At 64.3% G+C, this 17,607-nt stretch carries 16 protein-coding genes; 10 read left to right on the forward strand and 6 right to left on the reverse strand.

Annotated features, from left to right (window positions below):
• The first annotated feature begins 3 nt into the window (after window positions 1-3).
• The 3 genes from LOY53_RS25260 to LOY53_RS25270 are packed head-to-tail and all read left to right on the forward strand — an operon-like array spanning window position 4 to window position 3,703.
• Window positions 4-1,296 carry a pitrilysin family protein gene (locus LOY53_RS25260; protein WP_258703409.1) on the forward strand — a complete coding sequence of 431 codons (1,293 nt, stop codon included), beginning with the start codon at window positions 4-6 and terminating at the stop codon, window positions 1,294-1,296.
• Entirely contained in the window at window positions 1,289-2,650 is a 1,362-nt protein-coding gene (locus tag LOY53_RS25265; RefSeq protein WP_258703410.1) for a pitrilysin family protein, read from the forward strand. Before LOY53_RS25260 ends, LOY53_RS25265 begins: the two co-directional genes overlap by 8 nt.
• Before the next feature lie 60 nt (window positions 2,651-2,710).
• The gene (locus LOY53_RS25270) at window positions 2,711-3,703 is read left to right on the forward strand and encodes a hydrolase (protein ID WP_258703411.1); all 993 of its coding nucleotides are present in this window, start codon (window positions 2,711-2,713) and stop codon (window positions 3,701-3,703) included.
• Window positions 3,704-3,715: 12 nt separating this feature from the next.
• On the opposite strand, the gene LOY53_RS25275 is transcribed toward LOY53_RS25270, so the two are convergent.
• Window positions 3,716-4,570, reverse strand: coding sequence for a sulfurtransferase (locus LOY53_RS25275; RefSeq protein WP_258703412.1), 855 nt, complete (start codon window positions 4,568-4,570; stop codon window positions 3,716-3,718).
• Between the two features lie 35 nt (window positions 4,571-4,605).
• Window positions 4,606-5,271, reverse strand: coding sequence for a TetR/AcrR family transcriptional regulator (locus LOY53_RS25280; protein ID WP_027592319.1), 666 nt, complete (start codon window positions 5,269-5,271; stop codon window positions 4,606-4,608).
• 150 nt (window positions 5,272-5,421) lie between these two features.
• Here LOY53_RS25280 and LOY53_RS25285 point away from each other — a divergent pair, with 150 nt between their 5' ends.
• The 5 genes from LOY53_RS25285 to LOY53_RS25305 all read left to right on the forward strand — a co-directional run bounded on the left by LOY53_RS25285 (window position 5,422) and on the right by LOY53_RS25305 (window position 9,918).
• Window positions 5,422-6,852 (forward strand): coniferyl aldehyde dehydrogenase, encoded by a 1,431-nt coding sequence (locus LOY53_RS25285; protein WP_252826145.1) that lies wholly within the window; start codon window positions 5,422-5,424, stop codon window positions 6,850-6,852.
• A gap of 10 nt (window positions 6,853-6,862) precedes the next feature.
• Window positions 6,863-7,348, forward strand: coding sequence for a twin-arginine translocation pathway signal protein (locus LOY53_RS25290; protein ID WP_252826147.1), 486 nt, complete (start codon window positions 6,863-6,865; stop codon window positions 7,346-7,348).
• Window positions 7,349-7,368: 20 nt separating this feature from the next.
• The gene (locus LOY53_RS25295) at window positions 7,369-8,967 is read left to right on the forward strand and encodes a GMC family oxidoreductase (RefSeq protein WP_252826148.1); all 1,599 of its coding nucleotides are present in this window, start codon (window positions 7,369-7,371) and stop codon (window positions 8,965-8,967) included.
• Between the two features lie 111 nt (window positions 8,968-9,078).
• Window positions 9,079-9,558: a pantetheine-phosphate adenylyltransferase gene (gene coaD / locus LOY53_RS25300; protein ID WP_016489662.1), complete on the forward strand. Its 480-nt coding sequence runs from the start codon at window positions 9,079-9,081 to the stop codon at window positions 9,556-9,558.
• Between the two features lie 108 nt (window positions 9,559-9,666).
• On the forward strand, window positions 9,667-9,918 hold the full coding sequence (locus tag LOY53_RS25305; RefSeq protein WP_027592315.1) for a YfhL family 4Fe-4S dicluster ferredoxin: 252 nt from the start codon (window positions 9,667-9,669) through the stop codon (window positions 9,916-9,918).
• A gap of 153 nt (window positions 9,919-10,071) precedes the next feature.
• Here LOY53_RS25305 and mutM read toward each other — a convergent pair whose 3' ends face one another.
• Both mutM and LOY53_RS25315 read right to left on the reverse strand, forming a co-directional pair.
• Window positions 10,072-10,884, reverse strand: coding sequence for a bifunctional DNA-formamidopyrimidine glycosylase/DNA-(apurinic or apyrimidinic site) lyase (mutM, locus tag LOY53_RS25310; protein WP_027592314.1), 813 nt, complete (start codon window positions 10,882-10,884; stop codon window positions 10,072-10,074).
• A 3-nt stretch (window positions 10,885-10,887) separates the two neighbouring features.
• Window positions 10,888-11,706, reverse strand: coding sequence for an HDOD domain-containing protein (locus tag LOY53_RS25315; protein WP_172960437.1), 819 nt, complete (start codon window positions 11,704-11,706; stop codon window positions 10,888-10,890).
• Window positions 11,707-11,897: 191 nt separating this feature from the next.
• Here LOY53_RS25315 and LOY53_RS25320 point away from each other — a divergent pair, with 191 nt between their 5' ends.
• Window positions 11,898-13,094, forward strand: a complete 1,197-nt coding sequence (locus LOY53_RS25320) for a class I SAM-dependent rRNA methyltransferase (RefSeq protein WP_258703413.1) — start codon at window positions 11,898-11,900, stop codon at window positions 13,092-13,094.
• Window positions 13,095-13,215: 121 nt separating this feature from the next.
• On the opposite strand, the gene mgtE is transcribed toward LOY53_RS25320, so the two are convergent.
• Window positions 13,216-14,271: a magnesium transporter gene (mgtE, locus tag LOY53_RS25325; RefSeq protein WP_258703414.1), complete on the reverse strand. Its 1,056-nt coding sequence runs from the start codon at window positions 14,269-14,271 to the stop codon at window positions 13,216-13,218.
• Between the two features lie 478 nt (window positions 14,272-14,749).
• On the opposite strand from mgtE, the gene ilvD reads away from it, so the two are divergent.
• A complete protein-coding gene (gene ilvD, locus LOY53_RS25330; RefSeq protein ID WP_099455635.1) occupies window positions 14,750-16,591 on the forward strand; it encodes a dihydroxy-acid dehydratase in 1,842 nt (613 codons plus the stop codon).
• A 143-nt stretch (window positions 16,592-16,734) separates the two neighbouring features.
• Here ilvD and LOY53_RS25335 read toward each other — a convergent pair whose 3' ends face one another.
• Window positions 16,735-17,592: a LysR family transcriptional regulator gene (locus LOY53_RS25335; protein WP_252826152.1), complete on the reverse strand. Its 858-nt coding sequence runs from the start codon at window positions 17,590-17,592 to the stop codon at window positions 16,735-16,737.
• Between the last annotated feature and the right edge of the window lie 15 nt (window positions 17,593-17,607).

The following is a 17,607-nucleotide window of genomic DNA, read 5'->3' on the forward strand; positions in this document are numbered from 1 at the left end:
ACCATGACCGAACCGCCAAAGCCGACACCGTCGGTACAGTCCTTTGCCCTCGCCAATGGCCTGCGCGTCTACCTGCGCGAAGACCGTCGCGCCCCGCTCGTCAGCGTGCAGCTGTGGTACCACGTAGGCTCCATCGACGAGCCTGACGGCCACAGCGGCCTGTCCCATGCCCTGGAGCATCTGCTGTTCGAGGGCAGCAGCAAGCTGGCCAGCGGGCAATACTCGACGCTGATGACCCGCCTCGGCGGAGACCCGAATGCGTTCACGCTGGAAGACGCCACTGTGTTTCCACTGACCTTGCCCGTCAGCCGGCTGGAGATTGCACTGGAAGCCATGGCCGACACCATGGCCACTGCCACGCTCAGCGATGCGCCCTTTGCCCGCGAACTGGCAGTGGTGATGGCTGAGCGGCGCGTCGATATCGACAACAACCCCTTGGCCCTCGCGATGGAGCAGCACCAGTTGCTGGCCCACGGCAACAGCCGCTATGCAACGCCGGTGATCGGCCACCCCGCCGACCTCCGCGGCATGACGCCCGCGGCGGCGCGTACCTGGTACCAGACCTGGTATCACCCAAACAACGCGACCTTGTCAGTCGTCGGCGATATCGGGCTACAGCCACTGCAGGCACTGGTAGCGCGGCACTTTGCCGTGATCCCCGCCCATCGCCTGCCACCCCGTCAAACGCCCGTCGAGGATGCCGAACTGACGCGCCGCTCTCAAACAGTGCACCTGCAAGGCCTGAGGCCTGGCGTGATCCTCAGTTTCAACCTGCCCAGCCAACGCACCGCCACGTCCAACGCGCAAGCTCATGCATTGCGGCTGCTGCCCGATCTCCTCAGCGAAGGCCACGCCGCCGCGCTCCGCCGCCTGCTGGTGATAGACGAACAGGTGCTGCAAGGCCTGAAGGCCACTTACGAACCGTATCGGCGCGGCGACAGCCTGCTGACGTTCTACGCCTTCTGTAGCGCGCACGTCACGCCCGAGGCTGCGGCCGACAGACTGTTGGCTGAAATCGAACGCTTTCGTCAGCAGCCGCCCAGCACCGAGACGCTGCAACGCGCCAAGGCACGCCTCCTCGCCAGGCAACTGTTTGCCCGGGACGCCATCGCTGAGCAAGCACATGCCATCGGCAGGCAGGCGGCCTGCGGGTTGGACCCCATAACGCTGGATGATGAACGAGCCACCCTCGAAGCCGTGACGGCCGAACAGGTGCACCAGGCCGCCGTCGCCTACCTGACAGCGCCTCGCACAGCGATCACCTACATGCACGACAAGGAGCGCGCCCATGAATGACAGGATATCGCCCCCTCTGACGGCACATGGCATCTACGGCGGCCTACTCTCCGCCCAAGGGCTGGACCTGCAACAGCGCGAGGCCATCCGCACCGAGGTACACACCTGGAGAACCGACGCGGGAACAGGCGTCACGTTCGTCGAAGCCCGCGGCTTGCCTATCGTCGATGTGGTGCTGCGCTTTAACGCCGGCACTGCCTCGGTTGACCCACCCAGCCTGGCGGCCCTGACGCTGTACATGCTCGACGAGGGCAGCCTGCGCTTCAATGCCGCCGAGCATGCGCAACGTATCGAGCGGCTCGGTGCGGTGGTTGAAAAGCAGATACGCCATGATTACGCGACCCTGAGCCTGCGCAGTGTCAGTACCAAAGCACTGCTCGACCCTGCCATCGAGCTGTTCACCAGCTTGGCCACACAACCGGCCTTCCCCGCGCCAGCCCTGGAGAAGGTCAAACGCCAGCTGGTGCTGCATGACGCAGCCCGCGCCAGGCAGCCGGTGCACAGAGCGCGCAGCGAAGCTTATCGCCACCTCTTCAGCGGCCACCCCTACGGCCAGCCACAAGGCAGCACTGCGCAAGCGCTCGACGCAGTCACGCCCGCTGATCTGAGAGCGTTTCACCGACGCGCCTACTCCGCCACCAACCTGGAGATGGTCGTCGTCGGGGATCTGTCACGCATCGAGGCGCAGGCCATGGCACAGCGTATCAGCCAGGCACTGCCCCAAGGTTGGGCTGCCGCTGAGCTGCCAGCTGCGCCACAAACGTCGGGCACCTCAATCAACATCGAGCAGGCCGGGGCAGGCAACGCGGTTCTTTTTGCGCTGCCAATCGACGTACCGGCCAACGACCCTGAGTACCTTGCCCTGAAGTTGGCCTGCGAGGTGCTGAGTGTGGGGTCCGACTCCCGCTTGATGAAAGCGCTGCGCAAACACCGAGGCTTGACCTACGACATCTACAGCCAGCTGGTGCCCAAGCGTGTTGGAGGGCTCTTTGCTATCGAGTGGGAGATTGCCCCGCCCTACGTGAAAAGCTCGCAAGCCCTGGTAGAAGCTTTGCTACACGACTTGGTGCTGCACGGGCCGACCGAGGCCGAACTGCAACTGGCCTGCCAACAGCTGGCAGGCCAGTTGTTGCGTACGGTTGCGCAGAACAAACGCCTGGCCGAGCTGCTGACCGAAACCACCCAGGAACGCCAACCTGCCGATCACCTGAACACGTATAACGAGCGCTTGGCCGAGCTGACTCCAGCGGCGGTCCGCGACGTCATGCAACGCAGGTTCGACCTGACGCGCAGGGTACTTGTCAGTGTTGGCCCGGCTGCCGATCAGCAACCACTGCCGGCCTCCGACCAATAGCGCAGGTACAGCGGCGGCGTTTCATGGCACTCTAGGCAGGCACATCACGAGTTGCCCAGCATGCCCAGTTTCACTGCCACGTTCCGCCCGGCCGTCGGCCTGTCCAACCCCCATCTGCAAACCTTGTGGGGGCCGCTCTGGCGCAAGCTGCCCGAACTGCAACGCGACCGCGAGCGGCTGTGGCTGGCCGATGGCGATTTCATCGACCTCGACTGGCACGGCCCGCACCAACCGGATGCACCGTTGGTGCTGGTCCTGCATGGCCTCACCGGTTCCTCCCACTCGCCCTACGTCAAAGGCTTGCAGCAAGCCCTGCAGGGCCGCGGCTGGGCCAGTGTGGCGGTGAACTGGCGCGGTTGCTCGGGCGAGCCGAACCTGCTGCCGCGCAGCTACCATTCCGGCGCCAGCGAAGACCTGGCAGAAATCGTCGCCCACCTGCGCGCCCAGCGCCCATTGGCGCCGCTTTTCGCGGTGGGTTATTCGTTGGGTGGCAATGTGTTGCTCAAGTACCTGGGCGAAAGCGGGTCGGCCAGCCAGCTGGAAGCGGCGGTCGCGGTGTCGGTGCCGTTTCGCCTAGACCAGTGTGCCGACCGCATCGGCCAAGGCTTTTCGAAGGTTTACCAGGCGCACTTCATGCGCGAGATGTTGGCCTATGTGCAACTGAAGCAGCGGCATTTTCATGAGAAGGGCCAGCATGAGCGGCTGGCGGCGCTGCAACGGCTGGGGCCGCTGACCAACCTGCGTACCTTCTGGGACTTCGACGGCAAGGTCACCGCACCGCTGAACGGGTTCAACGATGCGCACGACTACTACCGGCGCTCATCGAGCCGCTTCTTCCTGGGCGAGAATCGCACCCCAACCCTGATCATCCACGCCAGCGACGACCCGTTCGTCTCTAGCCACAGCTTGCCGCTGGCCAGCGAACTGGCGCCGCAGACGCACTTTGAACTGCACAACCGCGGCGGCCATGTGGGCTTTGTCGAGGGCAGCCTGCGCAACCCGGGGTATTACCTGGAGCGGCGGATTCCGCAGTGGCTGGTAGAGGGCGCTTAGTGGCGGCCCAGGTCAATCCCCGGTAGCCACCCCGTGCGCCGGGTTGTTGATCCATTCGCTCCACGACCCCGCATACAGCCGCCCCAGTGGATAGCCCGCCAATGCCAAGGCAAACAGGTTGTGGCAAGCGGTCACGCCCGAGCCACAGTAGGCCACCAGGTGCTCCGGCGAGCGCCCGGCCAGCTTTTCTGCGAACCGTTGTTTGAGCGCTTCGGCCGGCAGGAAACGCCCGTCCGCCCCGAGGTTGTCGGTGAACGCCGCGCACTGCGCGCCAGGGATGTGCCCGGCGACCGGGTCGATCGGCTCGACTTCACCCCGGAAGCGCGCCAGCGCGCGGGCGTCGATCAGCGTCAGCTCGGCATCGCCCAGGTGCTTGGCCAGGTGCTCGGCATCGATCAGCAGCTTGCTGTCCGCTTCGCCCTTGAAGGTGCCTTCGCGCTTGAGCGGTGGGTCCAGGCTCAGCGGCAGGTGCGCCGCATGCCATGCCTTGAGCCCGCCATCGAGAATCGACACGCCGCTGCGCTTGCCCAGCCAGGCCAGCAACCACCAGGCGCGAGCAGCAAACGCACCCGGGCCGTCGTCGTACAGCACCACCTCGCTGTCATTGTCCAAGCCCCACTCACGCAGACGCTCGACCAGCCGCGCCGCATCGGGCAACGGGTGGCGCCCCGTACGCCCCTTGCTTATCGGGCCGCTGAGGTCGCGCTCCAGGTCAGCGAAGTGGGCCCCGGCAATATGCCCCTCGGCATAGCTGCGTTGGCCATAATCCACATCCTCGAGGGCAAAGCGGCAGTCGAGGATCACCAAATCGGGCGAGCCCAGACGCTCGGCCAAATCTTCCGGGGTGATCAATTGCGCAAGGGGCATGACAATCTCCTGATCGATAGCACTCGAGCCCTGGTTTACAGTTCCAAGGCCTGGTTGAAGGGTACGTGGAATTCCTGGCACAGCGCATCCACAGCGCTGCGGGCATCGGCGGTGACAAAGCCGAGCTCCAGCACCAACACCTGATAGACGCCCCGCTTGAAGGCTTCTTCACCCAGGTGCGCGGAATGCTCGCGCGTGGTGCTGAGAAAGCGCACCCAAGACGTCAGGACGATCCAGGCGTTGATGGTCAGCGACTCGATCTGCGCTGGCGCCATGGCCAGGATCCCGGCGTCGACGAAGCCACGGTAAATCGCTTGGCCCTGACGCAGGCAGCGCTCGGAAAACCGCCGGTAACGGGCGGCCAGCTCGGGGTCGCTGTCCAGCAGGTGCTCCAGGTCGCGGTGCAGGAAGCGGTAGTTCCACATCGCCGCGAGCAGGGCCTTGAGGTAGAAACGTTTATCTTCCACCGTGGCGCAACGCCCTTGAGGCGGGCGCAAGAAGCTGTCCACTAGCTCTTCGTACTGGCTGAACAACAGGGCGATGATCGCCTGCTTGTTGGGGAAGTGGTAATACAGGTTGCCGGGCGAAATTTCCATGTGCGCGGCAATGTGGTTGGTACTGACGCTACGTTCGCCCTGCTGGTTGAACAGCTCCAGGCTGTTCTGCACGATGCGCTCTCGGGTCTTCATGCGCGGGGCCATGCTCAGCTCCCAGTCTGCGGGCCTTGATCAAAGGGCCATCTTAAGGCGTATCCGGTGTGGAATACACCGCTCGACGCCAACGAAAAATTCGCACGATCGTTCGGATTAGAGTATAGGCTCTAGGGATTTCCTGCCCGGATTCGAGCCGATATGACCTCGCCCGTTGACGTGCCTCCTGTGCATTCCGACCTCGACCTGACGGCGAGGTTCGCCGCCCAACGCCTGGCCTTTGCGGTTAACCCCGCCCCCCCGGCAGCCCAGCGCCGGCAATGGCTGAAGAGCCTGCGCGAAGCACTGCTGGCCGAGCAAACGCAGCTGATCGAAGCCATCGATCAAGACTTTGACGGGCGCAGCGCCGATGAAACCTTGCTGGCTGAATTGCTGCCCTCGGTCCAGGGCCTGCGCCACGCCGAAAAGCACCTGCGACGCTGGATGCGCGCCAGCCGGCGCCGCGTCGGCCTGGCCTTCCAGCCCGCCAGCGCGCAGGTGCGCTATCAACCACTGGGTGTAGTCGGCATCATCGTGCCGTGGAACTACCCGCTGTTTTTGGCCATTGGCCCGCTGACCTGTGCCCTGGCCGCCGGCAACCGGGTCATGCTCAAGCTCAGCGAAGCAACGCCCGCCAGCGCCCTGGCTCTCCAGCAGTTGCTGGCGCGCGTGTTCCCCGAAGACCTGGTCAGCGTCGTGCTGGGTGAGGTCGAGGTTGCCCAGGCCTTTGCCCGCCTGCCGTTCGACCACCTGCTGTTCACCGGTGCAACCAGCGTCGGCCGCCAGGTGATGCTGGCCGCGGCGCACAACCTGACCCCAGTCACCCTGGAGCTTGGCGGCAAATCCCCGGCCATCGTCTCGACCAGCGTGCCCCTGGACAGCGCGGCCGAGCGCATCGCCTTCGGCAAAACCCTGAACGCCGGCCAAACCTGCGTAGCCCCCGACTACGTGCTGGTACCGCGCGAGCGGCTGGGGGCCTTCAGTGACGCTTACCAGTCGGCCGTCCACCGCCTGTTCGCGCGTATCGCCGACAACCCCGACTACACCGCCATCATCAACCCGCGGCAGTTGCAGCGCCTGCAGCACCTGCTGGACGACGCCCGCGACCAAGGCGCCCAGGTGCTCGACCTCTACCCAGGCGAGCCGCGCCAGGGCCGACGCCTGCCCCCTCACCTGCTGCTGGACGTGAACGACGAGATGCAGGTGATGCAAGACGAAATCTTCGGCCCGCTGCTGCCGCTGGTGCCCTACGACAGCCTCGACCAGGCATTGGCCTACATCAACCAGCGCCCTCGCCCACTGGCCCTTTACTACTTCGGCTACGACCGCAGCGAACAGGAACACGTGCTGAGTCACAGCCACTCCGGCGGCGTGTGCCTGAACGACACCCTGCTGCATGTGGCTCAGGACGACCTGCCCTTTGGCGGCATCGGGCCTTCCGGCATGGGCCATTACCACGGCCACGAGGGTTTTCTGACCTTCAGCAAGGCCAAGGCCGTTCTGGCCAAACAGCGCCTGAACGCTGCACGCCTGATTTACCCACCGTATGGCAAGGCCTTGCAGCGCCTGGTCTACAAGCTGTTCATCCGCTGAGCCCAAGCCCATGCAGCGTCGCGACTTGCTCCGCTTCAGCCTGGGCGCCAGCGCCTTCCTCGCCACCACCAGCCTGGTCGGCTGCACGGCACAGTCGGCCGCGCCCGGTTACAACAGACTGCGGGATGACGACCTGCCCCTGTTGAGCGCGCTGATCCCGGTGGTACTGGCCGGCACCCAGGCCGTCGAGGCGCTGGTGCTGCACAGCCTCGATCACAAACTGGCGGCGCTGTCGCCAGAAATGCTCAAGCTCACCCGGCAACTGTTCGACGTACTCAGCCTGCCGCTGACCCGTGGCCCGCTGACCGGCGTGTGGGGCGCTTGGCAGCAAGCCAGCAGCGAGCAGATCAACGCGTTTCTGCAACGCTGGCAGGACAGTTCGCTGAACCTGCTGCGCATGGGCCACGCCTCGTTGCTGCAATTGCTGCAGATGGCCTGGTATGAACGGCCGGAAGCCTGGGCCGCCTGCGGCTACCCAGGGCCACCGAAGATCTGACGACCACAAGAGCTTTGCCAATGCCTGTAATCGACCCGTTTCGCCAAGGCCTCGAACGCGGCTGGATCACCCACGACGGCTCGCACCTGGCGCAGGACCTGGCCCTGCAGGCCGATATCGCCGTGATCGGCAGCGGGGCTGGCGGCGCCACCAGCGCGCAGTTGCTCAGCGCCGCAGGGTTCAAGGTGCTGCTAATCGAAGAAGGCCCCCTGAAGACCAGCAGCGACTTCCACCTGCTGGAGAGCGAGGCCTACGCCAGCCTCTACCAGGAAGGCCTCGGCCGCATGAGCAAGGACGGCGCCATCACCATTTTGCAGGGCCGCGCTGTGGGTGGCACCACGCTGGTGAATTGGACCTCGAGCTTTCGCACGCCGCCACAGACCCTGGCCCATTGGGCCCGGGAGCACCAGGTCAATGGCTTGGACAACGAGGCGCTAGGCCCCTGGTTCGAGCGCATCGAACATCAGCTGGGGATCAGCCCTTGGGCCTTGCCACCCAACGCCAACAATGAGGTCCTGCGCCGTGGCTGCGAACAACTCGGCTATCGCTGGGCGGTAATCCCGCGCAACGTGCGGGGTTGCTGGAACCTTGGCTATTGCGGCATGGGCTGCCCGGTCAACGCCAAGCAATCGATGCTGGTGACCACTATTCCAGCCACCCTCGACCAGGGCGGCGAGCTGCTCTATCTTGCGCGTGCCGAGCGCTTCGAGCACAACGGCGAGCGCATTACCCAGTTGCAGTGCACGGCCTTGGATGCCCAAGGGATAAACCCCACCGGCCGGCAGATCAGCGTGCGCGCCCGCCACTACATCCTCGCCGGGGGCGGTATCAACAGCCCAGCCCTGCTGCTGCGCTCCAACGCCCCCGACCCACACGCCCGCCTGGGCAAACGCACCTTCTTGCACTTGGTCAACTTCAGCGCGGCACGGTTCAAGGCGCGCATCGACCCCTATTACGGTGCTCCGCAGTCCATCTACAGCGATCACTTCCAATGGCTGGGCGGCAGCGGCGGCCCGGTCGGCTACAAACTGGAAGTGCCACCGCTGCACCCGGCCCTGGCCAGCACCCTGCTGGGCGGGCATGGCAGCGAAAATGCCCAGCGCATGGCCGAGCTGCCGCATACCCACGTGATGCTGGCGTTGCTGCGCGATGGCTTTCACCCAGAAAGCCAGGGTGGCACGGTCGAGCTGCGTGGCGATGGCTCGCCCGTGCTGGATTACCCAGTCAATGACTACCTGCGCGACGGTTTGCGCCGCGCCTACCGCAGCATGGCGCAGATCCAGTTCGCCGCCGGGGCCGAGCAGGTGTTGCCGGTGCACAGTGATGCCCGCTACGCCAACAACCTTGGCGAAGCCCTGGCGATGATCGACGGCCTGCCACTGGCGCCGTTCCGCACACGCCTGGGCAGCGCCCACGTGATGGGCGGCTGTGCCCTGGGTGAAGACCCGCGACACGCGGTGTGCAACAGCCTGGGCCAGCATCACCAGCTGGAAAACCTGTCGATTCACGACGGCTCACTGTTCCCCACCAGCATCGGCGCCAACCCGCAATTGTCGGTGTACGCCATCAGCGCCAAGCTCACCGAGGACCTGATCGCCCGCCTGGCACACAACGCATGACAACGAATGCACCCACTGTCTATAGTGCCATCAGCCGGCCGCATGACTTGGCCGGGCGCTATCGCTGCGCTACCATCCGACTCCCCAACGCACTCCAGCCAGGATGACGCGATGAACCGAGTGTTGTACCCGGGTACTTTCGACCCCATTACCAAAGGCCATGGCGACTTGGTCGAGCGCGCCTCGCGGCTCTTCGACCACGTGATTATCGCAGTGGCGGCCAGCCCGAAGAAAAACCCCCTGTTCCCGCTGGAACAACGGGTTGCGCTGGCCCGTGAGGTCACCAAGCACCTGCCCAATGTCGAAGTCATCGGCTTCTCTTCCCTGTTGGCGCATTTTGCCAAGGAACAGGGCGCCAACGTCTTCCTGCGTGGCCTGCGCGCGGTCTCCGACTTCGAGTATGAGTTCCAGCTGGCGAACATGAACCGGCAACTGGCACCCGATGTTGAGAGCCTGTTCCTGACGCCTTCGGAGCGTTATTCGTTCATTTCCTCGACGTTGGTCCGGGAAATTGCGGCATTGGGGGGCGATATCAGCAAATTCGTCCACCCCGTAGTGGCTGAGGCGCTGACCGAACGGTTCAAGAAGTAAGCCTGCACGCCTGATCATCGCGCCCGCGTGCACTGCGGGCGCGAATGCGGCACAATTGTGCCCACAGCGTTGAACATGCCCGGGCTGAGAGCCCCGGCCGGAGTCCCCATGTCCCTGATCATCACCGACGATTGCATCAACTGCGACGTCTGCGAACCCGAGTGCCCGAACGAGGCCATCTCCCAAGGCGAAGAGATCTACGTGATCGACCCTAACCTGTGCACTCAGTGCGTGGGTCATTACGACGAGCCCCAGTGCCAGCAGGTCTGCCCGGTCGACTGCATCCCCCTGGATGAAGCGCATCCAGAGACCGAAGAGCAGCTGATGGCCAAGTACCGCCTGATTACTGGCAAGGCCTGATAAGCGCCGACCTCAGGGAATGCACGCTCCTCTGTAGGAGCAGCCTTGCGCTGCGAAGCGGCCGGTGAAAACGCTGCAAAACTTGGCTGCTTGCACCGGCCTCTTCGCAGCGCAAGGCTGCTCCTACAGGGCGCGCTTGCATCCCACAGCGGTTCAGCGCTGGCAGCGTGGGCAGAATACGCTTGCCCGCTGGCCTAGCTTCACCTCGCGCAAGGTCGTGCCACACAGCTTGCACGGCATCCCGCCCCGCCCGTAGACGAACAGTTCCTGCTGGAAGTAGCCCGGCTGCCCGTCCCCACCGATGAAATCACGCAAGGTCGTGCCGCCCTGCTCGATGGCCGCCGCCAGCACGCGTTTGATCTCGATGGCCAACTTCAGGTACCGCGCCCGCGAAATACCGCCCGCCTCGCGACGTGGGTCGATGCCCGCAGCAAACAACGCTTCGGTGGCGTAGATGTTGCCCACCCCCACGACGATGGCGTTATCCATGATGAACGGCTTGACCGCCATCGAGCGCCCACGGGACAGCTGGAACAAACGCTCGCCATCGAACAAGTCGGTCAACGGCTCTGGCCCCAGACGCAGCAGCAGTTCGTGGTTGAGCGGGTCGAGGCTCCAGAGCATGGCGCCGAAACGGCGCGGGTCGGTGTAGCGCAGCATCAGCCCCGACTCCAGCTCGATATCCACGTGCTCGTGCTTGGCCGCCGGTAGGCCCAACTCGACCAGGCGCAAATTGCCCGACATGCCCAAATGGCTGATCAAGGTTCCGACCTCGGCATTGATCAAAAGGTACTTGGCCCGCCGCTCGACGCTGACGATACGCTGCCCCGACAAGCGCACATCCAGGTCTTCAGGGATCGGCCAGCGCAGGCGCCGGTCACGCACCACCACCCGGCTGACCCGCTGGCCTTCCAGATGAGGCGCAATGCCGCGCCGGGTGGTTTCTACTTCGGGTAGTTCCGGCATGTGTCAGTGCCCGCCCAGCTCGCGAATATTCTGTTTGAGGTTTTCGAAGTCGTAGTCCGACAAGCCAATGTAATCGAGCACCAGTGGCCCGACCACTTCCCATTCGTGGTCGACGCTCTGGCTGCCCAGCACCCGGTAGGACGCGCAGATGTGCTCGGCCATCTTCAGCACCGCAAGCAGGTTCTTCAGCTGGCTCTGAGTATTGCGCGAAGACTCGTCGCGGAACACGGCCAAGGCGTTGTGGTGGTTGGCGATGGCCGCCGTGAGGTGCTCGGGCAGGCGCCAGGACTTGGCGGTGAAGTACCCCACCACCGAGTGGTTGGTGTTGAACGCGCGGTTTTCCGTATCGACCACCCGCGTTTCGCCGCTGGCCTTGGCATAGGCCTCTTCCAGCACGTCCATGTAGTTGGGGAAGCGCTTGAGCATCAGCGGCACACCGCAATCATGGAACAGCCCGAGGGTGTAGGCCTCGTCAGCCGTCTGCATGCCGGTACGCTTGGCCAGGGTCAGGCAGGTCATGGCTACATCCTGCGCGGTGTCCCAGAAGCGGTTCAGGGTGACGATGGTCTCATCGCTCATTTCGCCTTTGATCGACTGGGCATTGATCAGGTTGATGATCGAACGGCTGCCCAGCAGGTTTACCGCGCGCTGGATCGAGCCGATCTTGTTGGAGAGACCGAAATGCGGGGAGTTGACCAACTTGAGCAACGCGCCGGACAAGCCCGGGTCCTGTGAAATCAGCTTGGCGATGGTTTCCAGGTCTGGGTCGGGCATGTACTGCTCGAACTGCAGGTCGACCATGATCTGCGGTTGCGGCGGGATGGTGATGCCTTGCAAGGCTTGCTGGATCTGTTCGGCGCTGAGTTCTTGGGACATGCGTACACACTCGTTGAGGACGGCGAATTCTAACACCGGATCGGCTGGCTTTAGCCCTGGCCAGCACTTTGTCGCGCCTGACCCCGAAGCGAAGGCCAACACGGTATACTCCCGCTCTTTTTTCCCGGAGCGACGTCATGTCCCTGCCCAGCCTACGCCTCAAAGCCAATGCCGACCGCCGCCTGCGCGCCGGCCACCTGTGGGTCTACAGCAATGAAGTCGACGTCGCCGCGACCCCGCTGCAAGGTTTCCAGGCCGGCCAGCAAGCGATCCTCGAGGCTGCCAACGGCAAGCCGCTGGGCATCGTGGCGCTGAGCCCGAACAACCTGATCTGCGCGCGCCTGCTGTCGCGCGACATCAAGCTGCCGCTGGACAAGTCGCTGCTGGTACACCGCCTCAACGTCGCCCTGTCGCTGCGTGAGCGCCTGTTCGACAAGCCGTGCTACCGCCTGGTCTATGGCGACTCCGACCTGCTGCCAGGCCTGGTGGTCGACCGTTTCTTCGACATCCTCGTGGTCCAGCTGGCGTCGGCCACCATGGAACTGCACAAGGACGACGTGATCGCCGCCCTGGTGCAAGTGCTCAAGCCAAGTGGCATTCTGTTCAAGAACGATTCCGCCGCGCGTGATGCCGAAGGCCTGCAGCGCTACGTCGAAACCGTCTACGGCGAAGTGCCGGACTGGGTCCCGCTGGAAGAAAACGGCGTCAAGTTCGAAGCACCGGTACGTGAAGGCCAGAAGACCGGCTGGTTCTACGACCACCGCATGAACCGCGCACGCCTGGCGCCCTACGTCAAAGGAAAGCGCGTGCTCGACCTGTTCAGCTACATCGGTGGATGGGGTGTGCAGGCCGGCGCGTTTGGCGCCAGCGAAGTGTTCTGTGTCGATGCGTCGTCTTTTGCCCTGGACGGCGTCGAGCGCAACGCCGCGCTCAACGGCATCAGCGAGAAACTGACCTGCATCGAAGGTGACGTATTTGAAGCGCTGCGCGAGCTGAAGGCCGCCGAAGAACGCTTCGACGTGATCATTGCCGACCCACCCGCGTTCATCAAGCGCAAGAAAGACCTGAAAAACGGCGAAGCGGCCTACCGTCGCCTCAACGAGCAGGCCATGCGCATGCTCAACAAGGACGGCATTCTGGTCAGCGCCTCGTGCTCGATGCACCTGCCTGAGGATGACCTGAACAACATCCTGCTGACCAGCGCCCGCCACCTGGACCGCAACATGCAACTGCTCGAGCGCGGCGGCCAGGGCCCGGACCACCCGGTGCACCCGGCCATTGCCGAAACCCGCTACATCAAGAGCATTACCTGCCGGTTGCTGCCTAACAGCTGATTCACCGCCTTGGGGCCGCTTTGCGGCCCATCGCGGGCAAGCCCGCTCCCACACAGGTACACAACCCCCTGTAGGAGCGGGCTTGCCCGCGATGGGCTGCAAAGCAGCCCCAAAAGGCACCTCAGATATCCAGCACGTACGACGCGATCCCAAAGTACACCAGCACCCCCGCCGCATCGGCAATCGAGGTCACCAGCGGGCCACTGGCCGTCGCCGGGTCGAGCTTCAGCTTGGTGAACATGAACGGCAGGCTCATGCCGATCAGGCTACCCAGCAACACGATCACCAGCATGCTGCTGGCCACGATCAGGGCAATGTCCACCCCACCGCGCAGCGCGCCCAGCGATGCCACCGCCACGGCCATGGTCGCCCCCAGCGCCAGCGCAACCCCGCACTCGCGCCCGAGCATGCGCAGCCAATCACGCATGTACACTTCGCCCGTCGCCAGGCCCCGCACCATCAAGGTCGCTGACTGCGCCCCGGCATTGCCCCCGCTGTCCACCAGCAGCGGCAGGAAGAACACCAGCACGATATGCGCGGCAATGGTTTCCTCGAACGCCGCAATCCCCGCCCCCGAGAACAGGTTGCCGAAGACCAGCAACACCAGCCACAGCACCCGTTTGCGGTACAGCAGGCTGATGGTGGCATCGCGCAGGTTGCCCACGTGGTTCGTAATGGAAGCGCCTTTATGGAAGTCCTCGGTGGCCTCATCGACGACCACATCAAGTGCATCGTCGCAGGTCACCAGGCCCACCAGCCGCCCGGCTTCGTCCAGCACCGGCACGGCCAGCAGGTCGTGCTCGCGGATCAAGCGGGCTACGTCTTCCTGACGGGTCGTGGTACAGACGCAAATGACCTTGTGCACCATGATGTGATCAATCAGCGCCTCAGGCGCCGCCAGGATCAACTCGCGCAAGGACAAGGTCCCGAGCAGGTTGCGCTGCCCGTCGAGCACATAGGACTGGTAGATGGTTTCGGCATCGGCGGCCTCGCGGCGCAGCATGTCGATGGCCTGGCTGGCGCTGAGGCCGGTATCCAGGCACGAGTACTCACTGGTCATCAGGTAACCGGCCGTGCCTTCGGGGTAGCCTTGCGGGTGAAGCAGGTCGTCACGACGGGCCTGAGCGGCCTGGCGCAGGTCGACGGGTGAAACGAGCGTATCGGAGGTGTGTTGCATGAGGTTCTCCAGGCGCCGACGCAGGCACCCGCACACCTCAGCCACACGGGCTCAAGCCTTCGGAAGCCCTGGCGACGACGCGCTCAGTGCCAATTTGCGAGTTCGGTATGAACTGAAACTGGGAAGGTCCATTGAGGGTGTATCTCGTGAAGCCGCACATGCGGCGGGCGGATCATAGTCAGCTTGGGCGGGCAGGTCAGCCCCTGGACCGGCGTTTCGGAAGCGTCCTACAAGCGACCGGTCATGAGGCGAAAGCCACCGCCCAGACACATCGCCATTCCCTCACAGCGCCAGCGGTGTAGAATCGGCCTATTCATCGCCAGTCATCCCCGGCGGGTTTATGAGCTCTGGTCGAGCACGCGGCGATCCCGTGGTGTCTTCGGCCCCATCCGTGCCAGTGGCAACCGGCCTAAGGCGCATAGGACAAGAGAAGCTCACTCCCCTTTTTGTGACCTGATTAAGCCGCCAGGAGTGCTTCATGCCTGATTATCGTTCCAAGACTTCCACCCAAGGCCGCAACATGGCTGGCGCCCGAGCCCTGTGGCGCGCCACCGGGATGAAGGACGAAGATTTCAAGAAACCGATCATCGCCATCGCCAACTCGTTCACCCAGTTCGTCCCGGGCCACGTGCACCTGAAGGACCTGGGTCAGCTGGTTGCCCGTGAGATCGAGCGCGCCGGTGGCGTGGCCAAGGAATTCAACACCATCGCGGTCGACGACGGCATCGCCATGGGCCACGACGGCATGCTGTATTCGCTGCCAAGCCGCGAGATCATCGCCGACGCCGTGGAGTACATGGTCAACGCCCACTGTGCCGACGCCATTGTCTGCATCTCGAACTGCGACAAGATCACCCCCGGCATGCTGATGGCCGCCCTGCGCCTGAACATCCCGGTGATCTTCGTCTCCGGCGGCCCGATGGAAGCCGGCAAGACCAAGCTGGCCAGCCACGGCCTGGACCTGGTCGACGCGATGGTCATCGCGGCTGACTCCACGGCCTCCGACGAGAAGGTTGCCGAATACGAGCGCAGCGCCTGCCCGACCTGCGGTTCGTGCTCTGGCATGTTCACCGCCAACTCGATGAACTGCCTGACCGAAGCCCTGGGCCTGGCCCTGCCGGGCAACGGCTCGACCCTGGCCACCCACTCGGACCGCGAGCAGCTGTTCCTCACTGCCGGCCGCACCATCGTCGAGCTGTGCAAGCGCTACTACGGCGAGAACGACGAGTCGGTGCTGCCGCGCAACATCGCCAACTTCAAGGCGTTCGAAAACGCCATGATGCTCGACATCGCCATGGGCGGTTCGACCAACACCATCCTGCACCTGCTGGCCGCGGCCCAGGAAGGCGAGGTGGCGTTCGACCTGCGGGACATCGACCGCTTGTCGCGCAAAGTGCCGCAGCTGTGCAAGGTGGCGCCGAACATCCAGAAGTACCACATGGAAGACGTCCACCGCGCCGGCGGCATCTTCAGCATCCTCGGTTCGCTGGCCCGTGGCGGCCTGCTGCACACCGACCTGCCGACCGTGCACAGCCGCAGCATGGAAGAAGCCATCGCCAAGTGGGACATCACCCAGACCGATGACGAAGCGGTGCACACCTTCTTCAAAGCCGGCCCGGCAGGCATCCCGACCCAAACCGCCTTCAGCCAGTCGACCCGTTGGGAAACCCTCGATGACGACCGTGAGAACGGCTGCATCCGCAGCTTCGAACATGCCTACTCGCAAGAGGGTGGCCTGGCGGTGCTGTACGGCAACATCGCCCTCGACGGTTGCGTGGTGAAGACCGCCGGTGTCGACGAGTCGATCCATGTGTTCGAAGGCAGCGCGAAGATCTTCGAAAGCCAGGACAGCGCCGTGCGCGGCATCCTCGCCGACGAAGTGAAGGCCGGTGACATCGTCATCATCCGTTACGAAGGCCCGAAGGGCGGCCCGGGCATGCAAGAGATGCTCTACCCGACCTCTTACCTGAAGTCCAAAGGCTTGGGCAAGGCCTGCGCCCTGCTCACCGACGGCCGCTTCTCGGGCGGTACCTCGGGCCTGTCGATCGGCCACGCCTCGCCGGAAGCTGCTGCAGGCGGCGCCATTGGCCTGGTGCGCGACGGCGACAAGGTGTTGATCGACATCCCCAACCGTTCGATCAACCTGCTGGTCAGCGACGAAGAGCTGGCCGAGCGCCGTGTCGAGCAGGACAAAAAAGGCTGGAAGCCCGCCGAAGTGCGTCCGCGTAAAGTGACCACCGCGCTCAAGGCCTACGCCCTGCTGGCGACCAGTGCCGACAAAGGTGCGGTGCGTAACAAGGCGATGCTTGAAGGGCTGTAAGGCTCTGATGAGTGTATTGGGGCTGCTTTGCAGCCCATCGCCGGCAAGCCGGCTCCCACAGGTGCGGCGCTAGCCTTGGAGGCTACACAGTTCGGGTGGGAGCCGGCTTGCCGGCGATGGGCCGCCGAGCGGCCCCAGCGCTTTCAACTATCTTCCCCACGCGAAGCGCAGTGGCGCAACTGCGCCAGCAGCAAGGCTGCCGAGCGCTTTGGCTTCGCCGTCGAGGTCAGCATGAATTGCGCGTGTGGCAGTGCGGGCAGTGTCGTCACTTCCTGCAGGCCTGCGGCCAGTGCGCATGAGCGGGTGACCGGGGTTACCCCAAGGCCGCCGCTTACGGCAGTCATCAGCCCCCCGGCACTGGGGCTCTGGCAAACGATCCGCCATTGTCGCCCTGCACGCGCCAATGCTTTGATGGCCGCCGCTCGGTAGGGGCATTGATCGGAAAACACCGCCAAAGGTACAGGTGAGGTCGCATCATCGGTGCCCAGCGCCAGCGGCCCTTTCGCCCAGACCAACGGCTCGGACCAGAGCACCTCGCCACGCTCATCACCGCCGCAGCGGCTCCCCAGCACAATATCCAGCCCACCCGCGTGCATGAGCGCGAGCAACTCGCCGGTCAAGCCGACCTGCAGGGCAACCTCGGCATCGGGGTGCGCCACGGAAAATCGACGCAGGCAATCAATGATCGGGGCCTTGACCATCTCCTCGCTCAACCCCACGGACACCGTGCCGCAAACCCGTCGGCCGACGCCAAGGCTCGCGCGGGCATCGTCATGCAGTGCCAGGATGGTGCGGGCATAACCTGCCAGCCGCGTGCCTGCCGGGGTCAGGCTGACCGAGCGCGTGGTGCGCTCCAGCAGCTTGTGCCCGGCTTCACTCTCGAGCCGCCGAATGTGCGCGCTAATCGCCGATTGCGTGAGGTGCAACCGCTCGGCAGCACGCGTGAAGCCCCCGCTGTCGGCAACGGCCAGCAAGCTACGCAGAAGGACGCTATCGAACACGGATTTATCACCTAA

Source organism: Pseudomonas sp. B21-031, from assembly GCF_024748985.1.
GTDB classification, from domain to species: Bacteria; Pseudomonadota; Gammaproteobacteria; order Pseudomonadales; family Pseudomonadaceae; genus Aquipseudomonas; species Aquipseudomonas kermanshahensis.